A 14,782-nucleotide genomic window follows, 5' to 3' on the forward strand; every position below is an offset into this window, starting at 1 on the left:
TAAGCGGGGAGCCGATATAGATCATTACATCCGGGGCATACCGTCTGGTTGGTACAGTCAACCTATTGACGACCCCCCAGCCGGGTGCGGCACCGCCTCCTCCGGCGATCCACTGGACGAAGACGTCGCCGCGCCGGACGGTGAGGTCGTACTGGTTGATGTCCAGCAACTGCCTGGTGGCCGCGGAGAGGTTCTCCTCGGTGGGGACGGCGCCGCCGGACATGAGCCGCCACACGTCGGTGTCGCGGCACAGCAGGTGGCCGCTGCCGCCGCCGGGCAGGCCGCCCCCGTAGCCGTCGGCGGGCACCTGGGCGCTGGGCGCGAACACGGTCTGCGTCACCTCGCTCGCGCCGTGCAGTGTCCAGGCGAATTCGTGGCCGAGGCCGCCCCGGTGCGCGCCGTGGCCCGCGCTGGCGGGGGCGAGCCGCTTCCACAGGTAGAGCACCGGGTAGAGCATCTCGTTCATCTCCACGTCCGGCAGCATGTTGTTCATCTGCGTCATCATTCCGGCGCAGTCGAGGCCGTCGGCCTCGGGCTGGGCGCCGGCCCCCATGCCGCCGCCGTCCATGTTGAACAGCACGAAGTACTCGCCGTTGTCACGGGTTCCGGCCGAGATCCCGCCCGTCCAGGAGTCGGCCCAGACGCCCTGCGTACGCTCCCGGAGCACGGGGTCGTCACTGGCCCGGCACGGCTCGTTGAACAGCTTGGTGATCAGTCTGCTCACTCGGGCCCCGGTGGTGAGGTGGCCGTTGCTGATCGGCGCCGGCGGGCGCGGGTTGACGATGCTCCCCGGCTCGGCGACCACCTCGAAGGCCGTCATGACGCCCTCGTTGAACGGCACGTCCCACGCCAGGATCGGCACGACGGCGGTGGCGACGCTGCCCACCAGGGCCCCGTAGCTGCAGTTGACGAACCCGTCGGTCTGCGGGCTGGACCCCGTGAAGTCCAGCGTGACCTGGCCGCCGCGCTTGGTCAGCGTGCACCGGACCCGGTAGAGATCGTCGGTGTGCCCGTTGTGCTCGGTCCACTCCTCCGCCTCCCACACGCCGTCGGGCAGCCGGGCCAGCCGGTCGCGCACGACCTGCTCGGCGATCTCGAAGTTGCGCCGCGTGTACGCCCGGAAGCGGTCGAGCCCGAACTCGGTGATCGTGGCGAGCAGCCGGCGGATGCCGGTGTTGTTGCTCGCGACGAGGCTGCGCACGTCGTTCCAGTACGGCACGGGGACACGGACGTTGTTGAGCAGGATCCGCCGGACCCACTCGACCGGCTCGCCCCGCTCGAAGACCTTGACCCCGGGCGGCAGCCGCAGGGCCTCGCTGTAGCAGTCGTACGCGCCGGGCGCGAAGCCGCCGGGGGTCATGCCCCCGACGTCGAGCAGATGCGCCTGCGACTGCGCCCAGCCGATCAACTCCGCGCCGTGGAAGATCGGGGAGATCACGTTGGTGTCGGGCGGGTGGCTCGCCCCCGCGGTGTGCGGGTCGTTGCAGATGAAAGCGTCGCCCGGATACAACGGCTCGCCCCGGATGGCCTCGACGAGGTTGCGGACGGCGACGCTGCCCGACCCGATGTGGAACTGCACGTAGTCCGAGTACGCGTAGATGCGTCCCTCGGGATCGAACAGCGCGGTGTTGAAGTCACCGGCCTCGGTGATGACGGGCGATCCGGAGGACCGGATCATCGCGATGCCCATCTCCTCGACGATCGAGTCGAGGCGCATCCTGATCACTTCCAGCGTGATCGGGTCGAAGTCGTCGGACGTCGGTGAGCTCACGGGGGTCTCCTTCGATCAGGCGGCGTCGCCGGCGCCGGCGTGGTTCAGGCGGATGAGGAAGTGCCCGCCGTCGATGACCTCGACCACCGCGGCCGGCGGCACGTAGACGGTGGTGTCGGGTTCCTCGATCAGGCACGGGCCCTCGGCCTTGCCGAGCGCGCCGAACCCCCGGTGCACCTCGACGTGGCGGCGGTGGCCGGACAGCGGCTCGACGACCTCCCGCGTGGTGACGGTGTGCCGCTCCTGGCCGGGGGTCTCGGTCACGGTCTGCGTCTCGGTGCGGCCGACCGCCCGTACCCGCGAGTTGACCAGCAGCACCTCGGCCTCGGTCCACGCGGTGCCGGTGCCGAACTCGGCCTCGTAGTCCGCCACGAACCGGCGGCGCAGCGTCTCCTTGTCGCCCTCCCGGAACGGCTCCTCGGGCAGGCGCGTGGTCACCTCGAAGATCTGGCCGACGAACTTCATGTCGGCCTCGCGGAAGACCGCGCGGCGGTCCTGGGGGATGCCCTCGGCGTCGAACCAGTCGCGCGCCCGCTGTTCCAGGGCGGCGAACTCCCTCTCCAGCGCCTCGGCCGGCTGGTCCATCGTCCATGGGCTGGTCTGGACCGCGGAGAAGACCGAGTCGGCGTGCATGAGCCCGTACGCCGAGAACACGGCGGCGTTGCGTGGAATGATCACCTCGCCCACTCCCGTATCGGCGGCGATCGCGGCGGCGAACAGTCCGCAGGCGCCGCCGAAGCCGACCAGGGTGAACTCACGGGGATCGTGCCCGCGATTGACGGTGATCTTGCGTAGCGCGTTGGCCATCTGCGAGGTCGCCAGCCGGTACATGCCGTGCGCGGCGGCGTCCTCGGACAGCCCGAGCGGGTCGGCGAGGTGCCGCCGGATCGCCTCGCGCGCCTTGCCCGGCGACAGGGTGACCGTCCCGCCCAGGTAGTACTCGGGGTTGATCAGCCCCATGACCAGCGCGGCGTCGGTCACGGCCGGACGCTCGCCGCCCTTGTCGTAGCAGGCGGGCCCGGGCACGGAACCGGCGCTGTGCGGGCCGACGCGCAGCACCCCGCGGCCGTCGATCCAGCCCAGGCTGCCGCCCCCGGCGCCGATGGTCTCGATGTCCACCGCGGTGAGGCTGGTGGGCAGCCCGCCGATCTCGGCCCGCGGCAGCACCCGCAGCTCGTCGTCGATGATCGCGGCGGCGTCCAGGCTGGTACCGCCCATGTCGGCGGTGAGCACCCGGCGCCGGCCCAGCCGCATGCCGAGCAGGCGCGCGCCGGTCACCCCGCCGACCGGGCCGGAGTTGAACATCGAGATCGGCGCCCGCGCGGTCTCCTCGACCGAGAGGAACCCGCCGTGGACCTGCATGATCTGCACCCTGGTGCGCAACCCCTTGGCGGCCAGGGCCTCGGCGAGCTGCTGGAAGTGGGTCGCGACGATCGGCTTGACCGCCGCGTCCAGCGCCGTCGTCACCATGCGCTCGTACTCCCGGTACACCGGGGTGAGCGCGCTGGACAGCGAGTAGGGCACGTCCGGGTGGTGCTCGCGCAGGTAGCCGGCGATCGCCCGCTCGTGCGCGTCGTTGCGGAAGGACCACAGCAGGCACACCGCGATCGACTCGGCGCCGGCCGCCAGCACCTGCTCCACGCTCGTACGCACGGCGCCGGGCGACAGCGGCACCAGCACGGTGCCGTGCGCGTCGACGCGTTCGGGCACCTCGACGATCAGACGCCGGTCCACGATGTCCGGCGGCGGCGCCAGCTTGTGCGAGTCGCGCTCGTCGGTACGCGCGGAGCGGGCGATCCGCAGCGTGTCCCGGAAGCCCTGGGTGGTCAGCAGCCCCACCCGGGCGTACTTCTGCTCGTCCACCGCGTTGGTGACGATGGTGTTGCCGAGCACGAACCGGTCGATCGCCGGGTAGAACTCCGCCTCGCTCAGCCCGACCTGCTCGCGCAGGATGCTCAGCGCGGCGAGGATGCCGGTGGTCACGTCCGGTGTCGAGAACGCCTTGCCGCGCACGGCGCGGCCGTCGGCGATGGCGACGGCGTCGGTGAAGGTGCCCCCGACGTCGATGCCCACGTCCAAAATCATGGCTGCTCAGTCTCCTTCGGCTGCACCGGCTCCGGCGCGGAGCTCGGCCAGGATCTGCTCGGCACGGTCTGCGCGTACCGCCTTGGCGGCGAGCATGCGCCCGACCACCGTGGGGATCTCCTCGGGGCTCGCGCCCGCGGTCACCGCCACGTTGCGCGCGTGCAGTGACATGTGTCCTCGCTGGATGCCCTCGGTGGCCAGGGCCCGCAGCGCGGCGAGGTTCTGCGCGAGCCCGACCGCGGCGACGATGCCGGCCAGCTCGCTCGCGGTCCGCACCCCCAGCAACCGCACCGCCGCGCGCGCCACCGGGTGCACCTTCGTGGCCCCGCCGACCAGGCCGACCGGCATGGGCAGTTCCAGGGAGCCGGACAGGTTGCCCTCGGCGTCGCGCTCGAAGTGGGACAGGGAGGTGTAGCGGCCGTCCGGGGCGACCGCGTGGGAGTGCGCGCCCGCCTCGACCGCGCGGGTGTCGTTGCCCGTCGCCAGCACCACGGCGGTGACGCCGTTCATGATGCCCTTGTTGTGGGTCGCCGCCCGGTACGGATCGGCCTCGGCCAGCGCCGCCGCGTGCACGATGTCCCGCACCACCTGCGAGCCCCCGAGGGCCTCGGCGTCGAAGACGGCGCGTGCCCTGGCCAGGCGCAGGTCCGCCTTGTTGGTCAGGATCCGCAGCAGGGTGCGGCCCCCGGCGATCTCCCCCACCCTGGTCGCCACCGCCTCCGCCATCGTGTTCACCGCGTTGGCGCCCATCGCGTCCCGCACGTCGACCACGAGGTGGAGCACGACGTAGACGTCCTCGCCCGACGGCACGAGCCGTACGGTGATGTCCCGTACGCCGCCGCCGAACTCCACCAGGCGCGGGTCCTGCGCGTTCGCCAGCTCGGCGAGCTCGCCGCGCGCCTCCAGCAGTCGCAGCCGCGCCGCGTGGGGATCGGCCGCGCCCAGCACCTGCACCTGCGCCTGCATGATCGGCGCCGAGCACGTCGTGGCGAAGCCACCGTGTACGCGGGCGATGCGCGCGGCGTTGCTCGCCGCGGCGACCACCGACGGCTCCTCCGTCGCCATCGGCACCAGGACATCGGATCCGTTGACCCTGAAGTTCGTGGCCACGCCCACCGGCACCCCGAGGACCCCGACGACGTTCTCGATCATGTGGTCGGCCTGGTCCAGGGTGAGCCCGGCGGCCGGATCGAGTACGTCGAGCGCGCCGGGATCGAGCCCCGCGCTCTTCGCGGCGAGGGCCCGCCGCTCCCCGGGCGACAGGTCGCGTAACCCCGCCAGCCGGCTGTGAACACCCACGATGCCTCCCGTATACCGCCGAAACAGGCTGATAATCGAGCCGAAACGCAAACGGCTTGTGCGGAAGGTTAGGTCCGACCGGAACACCGCGCCCATGGGTGAATCACACGGCGTTGAAGCCATTGCCATGTGTGAATCGACGTAGATCACAGACCGGTCGCGAGGGCGTGCATACGGACGGCCACGGTGACGCGGAAGAACGGCTCCGGCTCGCGCCACGCGGGGCCGAGCAGCAGGGTGATCCTGTCCAGGCGCTGGTTGACCGTGTTGATGTGCACGTTCAGCGCTCGCGCCGCCCGTGCCGGGCTGCAGTGCGAGTCGACGTAGGTGCGCAACGTCTTCACCAGGTCGGTCGAATGATCGCGGTCCCAGCGCAGCACCGGCCCGAGCACCGCCTCGGTGAACGCGACGATCCCGTCGCGCCCGGCGCCGAACAGAGCCAGGTACGGCTGGTAGGCCGCCGCGTTGACGGCCGTGTCCTGGATGCCCATGCCGTGCAGCAACTCGGCGCACTGGCGCAGCGGCTCGAACCGGGCGCCCAGCTCGCCCCAGGTGGCGACGGGCGTGTCGGCCACCACGAGCACCGGCGCCCCCGTCAGCGGGCGCACGCACTCACGGACCTCGGTCGCCGCGCCGTCGGGGTCGGCCGCGTCCGTCAGCACGACCACACAGCCCGCGTGCTCACTGGCCAGCAGGCCGGGGCGCCAGGTGCCGAGCGCCTGCACGGCCGCCCTGCGCCGGTCACGCGGCACCAGCACCGCGACGACCATGCGCAGCGACTCCAGACGGACCCCGCGGGCGCGGGCCCGCAACATCAGCTCCTCGCGGTGCGCTCCGTCGCCCAACAGGATGTCGGAGATCAGTTCTCCCCGCACCCGCTCCTCGGCCTCGGCGACCGCCTCCCGCTTCAGCGCCAGCAGGGCCACGATCTGCGCCGCGCGCTCGATCGTGCGCCGCTCGACCGAGCCCAGCGCGAGATCGCCGTGGCCGACGAGGATCGCACCGAGCAGCGTCTCGGCCGCCACCACGGCGACCACCACAGACGCCCCGTCATCCGACGGGTCCAGGAACACGCACCGCCCCGTGGTGCGGCTGCGCTCGACCGCGGCGCGTACGTGCGCGGTCATGGGCGAGGACTCCCCCGAGGCATCGGTCCGCGCCGAGGCGAGCGGAGCCAGGTCGCGGTCGAAGATCTCCACCGACCGTCCCAGCGAGGCGGCCAGCGTCCGGGCCACCTCGTGCGCGGTGCCCCCGCGCAGCACCGCGTTGGTGAGGTCCTGATGCACCGCGCTGGCGCGTTCCCTGGCCGCCATGGTGCGCGCGAGATCCTCGTTGGCCACCCGGGCCGCCTCGGCCGACGCGCGGGCCTGCGCCAGCAGGTGCACCGTCTGCAACACCACGGCCGCGTGGTCGGCGAACGCCGACAGCAGCGCGATCTCCTCGGGCGTGAACGCGTGCTCGTCGCGGTTGGCCGCGAACAGCACCCCCAGCACGCGGTCGCCCGCCGCCAGCGGCACACCGAGCAGCGACACCAGTCCCTCGGCCCGCACGGCCTCGTCGATCTCCGCGTCATGCGGGGCGTCGAGATAGTGGTCATAGTTCGTCGTCCACTGCGGGCTGCGCGTGGACACGACCCTTCCGGCCAGGCCCTTTCCCGGAGGCACCCGAAGCCGGCGGAACTCGGGCGCGAACGTGCCCAGCGTCGAGCGCACCCGCAACTCATCGGTCTCCTGGTCGAACTCCGACAGATACGTCACGTCGGTGCCCACCAGGTCATGCGCCCGGGCCACCAGGCGGTCCAGCAGCGCGTCCAGATCGCGCAGCTCGGCCAGCTCACGCGCGCTGGACAGCAGCGCGGACAGCTCCTGATCGCGCCGGCGCCACCGCGCCAGCGCCGCCCGCACCCGCCGCGTCCGCCGCAGCACACCGGCCAGCTCGGCGCCGTCGAGCGACTCGGCGAGCGGCGCGACGGCGCTCTGCTCGTCGGCCGTCTCATCGAGCAGCAGGTCCAGCAGTCCGAGCACCGAGTCCAGGGGCACCAGCGCCCGCTGCGCGGGCAATACCATGTTCCCAAGCATATGGGCCCCGTCTCACCTGCCGGTATGGACGTGGCCGCTGTGCATCCGGCCTCCGGCGGCCCTTCCTCAAGCAGGTGGGCGATGCGCCGCAGCAGAAGATCGCTTCCCGCGTTGGTTGTGATTGTTTCCCGGACTCAGCCCGCGTAGCCGGCCTACATAAGGATCATCGCTGACTTACCTGCGATTCTCCGCCTGCCGGATGGTATGGTCACGGCGTGCGGATGATCTTCTTGCCCCTTGGCTGGTGGCGCCCCTGACGGGCGGCACTGTTCATCCGCGTGACTGATAACGCGGCCGCCCGGTTCGGGCGGCCGTTTCGTGTGTTCGCACCTCGGTGGCCCGGCCAGGGTGGCCCCCCCCATCCCGAGGGAGCCAAACCGATGCCACGACGACTCACCGGCTTCACCCCGTCCGGCGACCTGCATCTGGGCAACTACATCGGCGCGATCGCACCGATAATCGCCGAGCAGGCCACCACGGATACGGTGGTGTTCATCTCCGACCTGCACTCCCTGACTCTGGAGCATGATCCGGTCGAGGTGCGGCGGCGGACACTGGAATTCGCGACCATCCTGCTGGCGGCAGGCGCTGACCCCGACGCGTGTCTGTTCCTGGTTCAGTCGCACGTACCCGAGCACACCGAACTGCACTACCTGCTGGAGTGCACCACTGGGTACGGCGAGGCCCAGCGAATGATCCAGTTCAAGGAGAAGTCCGGCCGTCAGAACCAGGTCCGGGTGTCGCTGCTGACCTACCCGATCCTGATGGCCGCCGACATCCTGCTGTATGACACCGACGAGGTACCGGTCGGCGAGGACCAGAGCCAGCACGTGGAGTTGGCCCGCGATATCGCCCAGCGGTTCAACACTCGATACAACCCCACCTTCACCATCCCCCGAGCGGTCAACCCGCCGGTCGCCGCCCGCATCATGGACCTGGCGTCACCTGGCGACAAGATGAGCAAGTCGGCCCCCTCGACCGCGGGGGTGCTGCGACTGCTCGACGAGCCGGATGTCCTGCGGCGCAAGGTGATGCGTGCGGTCACCGACACCGACATCGTGGTGAGCTACGATCCGGATCTCAAACCGGGGATATCGAACCTGCTCGCCATCCTGGCCGCCTGCACCGGCGACGAGCCTCAGCGGCTGGCCGGGCGGTTCAACCGGTACGGCGAATTGAAGGAAACAGTCGCCGACACGGTAGTGGCCACCCTCGCCCCCATCCGGGACCGCTACCTGCAACTAGCCGAAGACCCGCAGCACGTCCAGGCGGTTCTGCGGGCCGGCGCCGACCGTGCCCGCGGGTTGGCCAATGTGAAGGTACGCCAGGCCAAGGCGGCGATCGGTCTGCTACCCGGATGAGTCAGCGTGCACGGGAGTTCGGCCATCCGCGTAGCTGACGGCGACCCGAGCGGGAGGCCATCGTGGTGCGCCGTTGCCGGTCGGGCCGTCCAGCCGGTCGCCGCGGCGTCGCACTCGGCGACCGGTGGCGTGCCGTGGGTCCGGCTGGGGTCGCGGTACAGGGACGGAACTGGCAACCTCGCGTAATCAGGTGTCGCCTATTCGAGGGGTCCGCACCTGATGTCTGTCACAGAGAGTGGTCGTCGTCTGGAGCGTAGCGGTTCCATGGGCTTCCGGCGTCGGAGGCGACGCGGCTGGTTTGCTGGTCGCTGTGGCTGTACACCACCCGCGTCATCACCGCGATCGTCCCCCACCATGACGACGACGCCACCGCCCTTTCCACCTGTGGGAAGCGGGCGGTGGCGGCGCCGGGGAAGATCCCGACCACGTCGGTGCGGCGGCGGATCTCCTTGTTCAACCGTTCTTGCGGGTTGTTCGACCAGAATCGACGACGTGGGAGCGCAGCGCCGTCCTGGCGGGCACGAGTTGTGGGGTTCCCGCGCTGGAAGGCAATGTGGGCGGAAGCGTCCGCTTCTTCACCTTGCACGGGCAGGACCACTTCTTCCCCTTCACCGGCGGCCTGTCGGAGCCCTTCCCGGCCAGGACCGCGCAGACTTCGAAACGCTGTGGTGAGCCCGTGACCAGCACTGAGCCTCCACTGAGCCTCAGCACGCTGGCGTCGTTCTTCCGCGCTCATCTCGGCTGACGAGCTCATGCAGTGTCGACGCCGCCTGAAAATCGACCCTGTGTCGTCGCCTGGGTCGGTCACCAGGTGAATCCGCCGACATAGGTGTCGCCCCGCCAGACGACCCTGTGGGGGAAGGCACCATCGGCCGTCGGGGTGAGGCCGACGCGGAGCAGTTCGTAGTTCTTGCCCCCGCACGGTCTATTGCCGGCCACCGAATCGTTCTCGTTGTCCTTGCCGACCAGGAGGTGCCGGCCGGATCGGTCCAGCGTCATCGACACGATCTCGCCGCAGCTCAGGGCGAGCACTGTGGCCACCTTCCGGTCCCCATCGTAGAGGAGCAGTTCGGACGGCTGCTCGTAGCTGCCCTGGCGCACCCGCAGGGTCCGGCCGTCCGGAAGAGGATGAGGGAGCGTGTGGCTGCCGTTGTCGCGGGGCGCCCGGACGAGCACCGCCGCGGCCGACGGGTCCGACGCAGGCAGCCGCACGTCAAGGGCACCCTCCCAGGCTTTCACCAACTCCGGCTTCGGCGGGTACGTGACCCCGGTGAAGTGGATGTCGTCGGGAAGCACCAGGGTGTGGGCGTCCCTCCAGTAGAACCTGTACGCGGTCGCCCGCCATTCGACGTTGGGGTCGAGGACGCCGACGTAGGTGGTCTGGTTGTGATCGCGGTCCTCGGTCCGGCGGCTGTAGGCGATGCGGCCCTCGGGCGACAGCACGATCCGGTCGACGCTCCCGTTCAGCCTGCCCGACAGCGCCTGGCCCAGCTTCGCCTGGCCGTCGGCGTCCACCGTCAGGCGGTGGATGCGCGAGACGAAGCCGCGCGGTGACCAATCGTCCAGGCCCTGCCGCAGGGTCACGCTCACCACGTACTCCCCCGGCTCCCGGGTGGCGGCCACCGCCTTGATCGGGGTGATGCGCCTGCCGAGGTACGGCATGTACTCATGGGCGATGCGGCCCGTATCCAGGTTCACCGTCTCCAGATAGCCGCCGGTGAGCAGCGCGTACCGGGGGGTGCCGTCGTCCGCAACCGGTGGCGCCGCCAGTCGCTCCGGCAGGATCCGTACGGCCTGCACGACGAGCACGATCACCCCGAGCGCCGCGACCAGCCGCAGCACGGAGCCCCGGTCCGGGCGCACGCGCGTCCCGGCGGCGCCCGCGAGCAGGATCATCGTCAGCGGCGAGATCACCCAGGCCAGAACCACCGGCAGGATCCGGAACGACGCCGGGTCCGGCAGGCAACCGGGCGGCGGCTCCGCGGGCGGCCTGAGCACCTCCGCGGCGACCGCCAGCGCCTCAGGCAACGCGACGAGCACGAATCCGAAAGCCGCGGCCATCAGGTGGACGCGGGCATTGTCGCGCCTGGCCACGAACAGGGCGATCATCGCCAGGAGGAACGGCCCCGCCAGATACAGCACGCCCGCGGCCACCTCGGCCACTTCGGCGGCTGTGCGGCGGACGGGGCCCACCGGGTGCAAGATCGGTGGCCCGACACACGTGACTCGCCGCGGGGGCGTCAGCACCTCCCAGATGATCTCCCATAACGCGTACGAGGCCGCCAGCCACCACCAGAACACCGGATAACGCCGCCGCGGCCCGAGAGTCGACACGGAGAGCACGGCGGCCCGCCCTTTCTAGCCGATCATCCCGAATGACCAAGGACCCTACCGGGCCGAACAAGCAGCGCGTACGACTTCAATTGGGCATAGCAGGTTCCGTGTATCAAAGGTGAATAATGCTCGGGCGTGCGTCGGCGCGGCCGTAGGCCAGGATGCACCGCAATGCGTTCCGGAACTCCTCGATCGCTTCATCGTCCGCCTTGAGGACTGCTTCGATCTCGAGGTCGGGCAGGCCCAGCGCCTCCAGGTCGCGCGGGCGTCAGCGGGAGGAACGGATCCCGACGGTACCGTCTGACCGAGAGAAGACCTGTCCGCCTGTCTGGTAGGCGCGTCGAGCTGGGAGCCGAATCCACCACTGTCAGCACGGCTGGCGTAGCCCTGCGACGAGGAGCGCGACCAGCCGGCGCGCGTCGTAGCGAGGGTCGCTGTCGGCGCCGATACAGAGGTTTCCGACGCCGCGCATGAGCTGGTAGGCCTCGAGGTCAGGGGGGACCTCGCCGGAGGTGGTTGCGGCGTCGAGGAGCTGGGTGCACACCGGCAGGAGCCGGTCGAGGAAGTAGGCGTGCAGCGTCTCGAACCCGGCGCCGTCGTTCTGCATCGCGGCGGCGAGGCCGTGTTTGGTGACCAGGAAGTCGACGAACAGGTCGATCCACCGGGCGAGGGCGGCGTGGGGGGTCGGCCCGGAGGCCAGCAGGGCAGGGCCGGCCTTGGCGCAGGCGTCGACCTGGTGGTGGTAGACGGCGATGATCAGTTCGGCTCGGGTGGGGAAGTGCCGGTAGATCGTGCCGATCCCGACGCCGGCCTTGGCGGCGATGTCGCGTACCGGGGCATCCACGCCGGAGGTGACGAAGACCGTGGCGGCCGCGTCCAGCAGGGTTTGCTGGTTACGCCGGGCGTCCTTCCGCTTGGACGCGGCCGAGCTTGCCGCGGGCCGGTCGCTGCCGTTCATCGTGATTGTCCTTCCCCAACGATTGCAAAGTGGAACCTCGTTCCGTATTGTCAGCGGAACGCGGTTCCGTTTCTCCATGGTGGCAGACACCGGACGGAACCGCCGAACCGCGAGCTCGACAAACCGACCGGAAGGCATTTCCATGTCCCACTTGAACGCCGCCTCCGTGATATCCGTGAAGCCGGTGATCCTGCCCGTCCCTGGCCGCGGTGACGACCTCCAGGTGCGTGTCTCGGTCCCCGCGACCGGCAGCAATCTGCCGATCATCGTCTTCTCGCACGGCTTCGGCTGGTCGATGAACGGCTACGCGCCGCTGGCCGACTTCTGGTCCGCTCACGGCTTCGTGGTCGTGCAGCCCACCCACCTCGACTCCAGGACACTCGGCCTCCCCGCCGACGACCCCCGCACGCCGCGGATCTGGCGGTTGCGGATCGAGGACCTCACGCGTGTCCTGGACGGGCTCGACGCCCTGGAAGCGTCCGTGCCGGGCCTGGCCGGACGCCTCGACCGCGGCCGCGTCGCCGTGGCCGGTCATTCCTGGGGAGCTCAGACGGCGAGCGCACTGCTGGGGGCGCGTGTCCTGGACGCGGACGGCGTACCGGGCGAGGATATGTCCGACCCTCGCGTCAAGGCGGGGATCCTGCTCGCCCTTACCGGCCTGGGTGACGACCTGACCCCGTTCGCCGCCGAGCGCTTCCCGTTCATGAAGCCTTCCTTCGACGACATGAAGGTACCGGCTCTGATCGTCGCCGGGGACAACGACCAATCCCACCTGTCCACCCGCGGACCGGACTGGTTCACCGACCCCTACACCTACAGCCCGGGCAGCAAAAGCCTGCTCACGCTGTTCGGGGCAGAGCACTCGCTCGGCGGCGTTTCTGGGTACGAGGTCGCCGAAACGACGGACGAGAATCCCGCGCGCGTCGCTCTGATCCAGCAGCTCACCTCGGCCTTCCTGCGCAGCGCCCTCTACCCCGAGGACACCAGCTGGAAGGCGGCGGCCACCGCACTGGAGGAAGACCCCAACCCGCTGGGGAAGCTGCAGAGCAAGTAAGCGAGCCTCACCAGAACCCGCCGCATGGGGCAGGCGGTGCTGAGGAGGGCGTCCGCCTGCTGCGCTTCGCGGCCGCAAACGCCGACGGCCACGACATCCGCTTCCACTCCGTCGACGGCGCCCGCTGATCGCGGATGACGCCAGCGAGCATGGCCGACTCGGCCTTTCACGAAAGAACCCGGCCCCAGCCCGATTCGCTCGAAGGTGCCGTAAAACGCCTCCCCCGAGAGCGTGAGGAGCGCTTTCGCCGATGACAGCACCACCTCGATCCGTGTCCGGCCGCCGGACCCGCCCCCGTCGTAACCGTGACCGGCCCGGCGGGTGCGGGAGAGCCGCTCAGAAGTAACGGGAGCTGAGGTCGGTGGTGGGCCAGGTGGTGACCTTGCCGATCTCGGCGTTGATCTGCGGGCTCAGCACGTCGAAGTCGAGGCTGCCGCTCTCCTCCCGGCGGTTGAACAGCGCGGCGTAGGTGAAGCCGTTCTGCAGCCGGGCCAGATAGGTGTAGGTGCCGGGCAGCGAGCCGTCGTGCCAGGTGTTGAGGTGCCCGGTCACCTGGCGCACCCACCAGCCCGCGCCATACCAGGAACCGCTCGAGGTGACGCCGATCTCCGGCTTGGCGAACATCCTGCCGATGGAGGTCGCATTGAGCACCGGACCGGCCGCGTTGAAGATCCCCGCGAACCTGACCAGGTCCACCGCGGAGGCCAGCCAGCCGCCGCCGGGGCCACGGTTGGTCATGCTGAAGCCGCCGTACGGGGTGGGTACCACGGCGCCCGTAGGATCCGTGACGGTCTTACTGGTGAAACGCGACTCATAGAACACCTCGCCGGGCGCGGCCTCGGCGCGGAGCGTACGACCGAGCTTCAACCGGGTGATGCCGACGGGCGCCAGCAGCTTCTGCTTGACGTAGGACTCGTAGCTCTGACCGGAGACCTTCTCGACGATCCGGCCGAGCAGCATGTAGCCGTAGTTGCTGTACGCGTAGCGGCTGCCGGGGGCGAAGTCGAGCGGGCGGCTGCTCGCATACGCGATGATGTGGTCCTGGGTGAGCGGCAGCGGTACGCCGAGCGCGCCGGCGATCACGTGGTCCAGATACAGATAGTCCTTCGAGATGGCGCTGTCCCAGCCGCCGGTGTGCTGCAGCAGCCGTAGTACCGTCACACTGGCCAGCCGGGGATCCGCCGCGGTGGACAGGCCGAGCAGGCCGGCCACCGAGGCGCCCAGGGTTAGCTTGCCCTCCTGGACCAGGCGCATGATGGCGGTGGCGGTGATGTGCTTGCTCAGGCTCGCGATCCGGAAAAGCGAGGTGGGCGACACCACGGGGACGGTCCGGCCGTCGCTGGAGTACCGGTAACCACGCGCCAGGACGAGCTTGCCGTTCTTGACGATGGCGAGCTGAGCACAGGAGATGTCGCGCTCAGTGATGTAGGTCTTCAGGACCCGGTCGAACCCGGCGAGCGCGGCGGGCGCGACCCCGGACACCTCCACCGCCGGGGCGCTGCCAGCCCGCACAGGCGGCGCGCCGAACACGGCCGCGGGTACCATCGCGGTACTCGCCTGAAGAAAGCTTCGCCTGCTGAGCAGCGTCACATGGACTCCCTGAATCGGCGGTTCAAAAGGCTCTGGAGATCGGTAGCGGATCTTAGGATGCATTTTTGACTTTCGCCAATCAGGACTTTTCGGGGCGCCGTATGTAGAAGACCTCCTCCAGCAGGCCGTTGACGACGAACACCACCGCGAAGGTGACCGGCAGCGTGACGGGGTCGACAGTCGCCGCGTAGTCGCTGGGCGGCACGGAGCAATCCAAATGGTGGCGGCGAGCAGGATCTGCCGGGCAGATCC

General features: G+C 70.0%; 9 protein-coding genes and 1 pseudogene. 2 read left to right on the forward strand and 8 right to left on the reverse strand.

Features of this window, described 5'->3' with window-relative positions; genetic code table 11:
* The 4 genes from ABZ260_RS30910 to ABZ260_RS30925 all read right to left on the reverse strand — a co-directional run.
* The coding region (locus ABZ260_RS30910) for a hydantoinase B/oxoprolinase family protein (RefSeq protein ID WP_355624877.1) at nucleotides 1–1,771 on the reverse strand (1,771 nt) is incomplete at its 3' end.
* Between the two features lie 15 nt (nucleotides 1,772–1,786).
* Complete coding sequence (locus tag ABZ260_RS30915) at nucleotides 1,787–3,856, reverse strand: hydantoinase/oxoprolinase family protein (protein WP_355624879.1); 2,070 nt, start codon at nucleotides 3,854–3,856, stop codon at nucleotides 1,787–1,789.
* Nucleotides 3,857–3,862: 6 nt separating this feature from the next.
* Complete coding sequence (locus ABZ260_RS30920) at nucleotides 3,863–5,155, reverse strand: hydroxymethylglutaryl-CoA reductase, degradative (protein ID WP_355624881.1); 1,293 nt, start codon at nucleotides 5,153–5,155, stop codon at nucleotides 3,863–3,865.
* 146 nt (nucleotides 5,156–5,301) lie between these two features.
* A complete protein-coding gene (locus tag ABZ260_RS30925; protein WP_355624883.1) occupies nucleotides 5,302–7,221 on the reverse strand; it encodes a GAF domain-containing protein in 1,920 nt (639 codons plus the stop codon).
* A gap of 392 nt (nucleotides 7,222–7,613) precedes the next feature.
* Here ABZ260_RS30925 and trpS point away from each other — a divergent pair, with 392 nt between their 5' ends.
* Nucleotides 7,614–8,594, forward strand: a complete 981-nt coding sequence (trpS, locus tag ABZ260_RS30930; RefSeq protein WP_355624885.1) for a tryptophan--tRNA ligase — start codon at nucleotides 7,614–7,616, stop codon at nucleotides 8,592–8,594.
* 391 nt (nucleotides 8,595–8,985) lie between these two features.
* Here trpS and ABZ260_RS30935 read toward each other — a convergent pair.
* The 3 genes and pseudogenes from ABZ260_RS30935 to ABZ260_RS30945 form a co-directional block, all read right to left on the reverse strand.
* Nucleotides 8,986–9,081: pseudogene (locus ABZ260_RS30935) on the reverse strand (transposase); the annotation flags it as partial.
* Between the two features lie 317 nt (nucleotides 9,082–9,398).
* A complete protein-coding gene (locus tag ABZ260_RS30940; RefSeq protein WP_355624887.1) occupies nucleotides 9,399–10,787 on the reverse strand; it encodes a hypothetical protein in 1,389 nt (462 codons plus the stop codon).
* Between the two features lie 508 nt (nucleotides 10,788–11,295).
* Nucleotides 11,296–11,886 carry a TetR/AcrR family transcriptional regulator gene (locus ABZ260_RS30945; RefSeq protein ID WP_355624889.1) on the reverse strand — a complete coding sequence of 197 codons (591 nt, stop codon included), beginning with the start codon at nucleotides 11,884–11,886 and terminating at the stop codon, nucleotides 11,296–11,298.
* A gap of 142 nt (nucleotides 11,887–12,028) precedes the next feature.
* Between ABZ260_RS30945 and ABZ260_RS30950 the strand changes: the two genes are divergently transcribed.
* Nucleotides 12,029–12,940 (forward strand): alpha/beta fold hydrolase, encoded by a 912-nt coding sequence (locus tag ABZ260_RS30950; protein ID WP_355624891.1) that lies wholly within the window; start codon nucleotides 12,029–12,031, stop codon nucleotides 12,938–12,940.
* A gap of 336 nt (nucleotides 12,941–13,276) precedes the next feature.
* Here the strand turns inward: ABZ260_RS30950 and ABZ260_RS30955 are convergent, their stop codons facing one another.
* Complete coding sequence (locus ABZ260_RS30955) at nucleotides 13,277–14,530, reverse strand: serine hydrolase domain-containing protein (protein WP_355624893.1); 1,254 nt, start codon at nucleotides 14,528–14,530, stop codon at nucleotides 13,277–13,279.
* Nucleotides 14,531–14,782 lie beyond the last annotated feature (252 nt).

This window comes from Streptosporangium sp. NPDC006013 (genome assembly GCF_040614275.1).
GTDB lineage: Bacteria > Actinomycetota > Actinomycetes > Streptosporangiales > Streptosporangiaceae > Streptosporangium.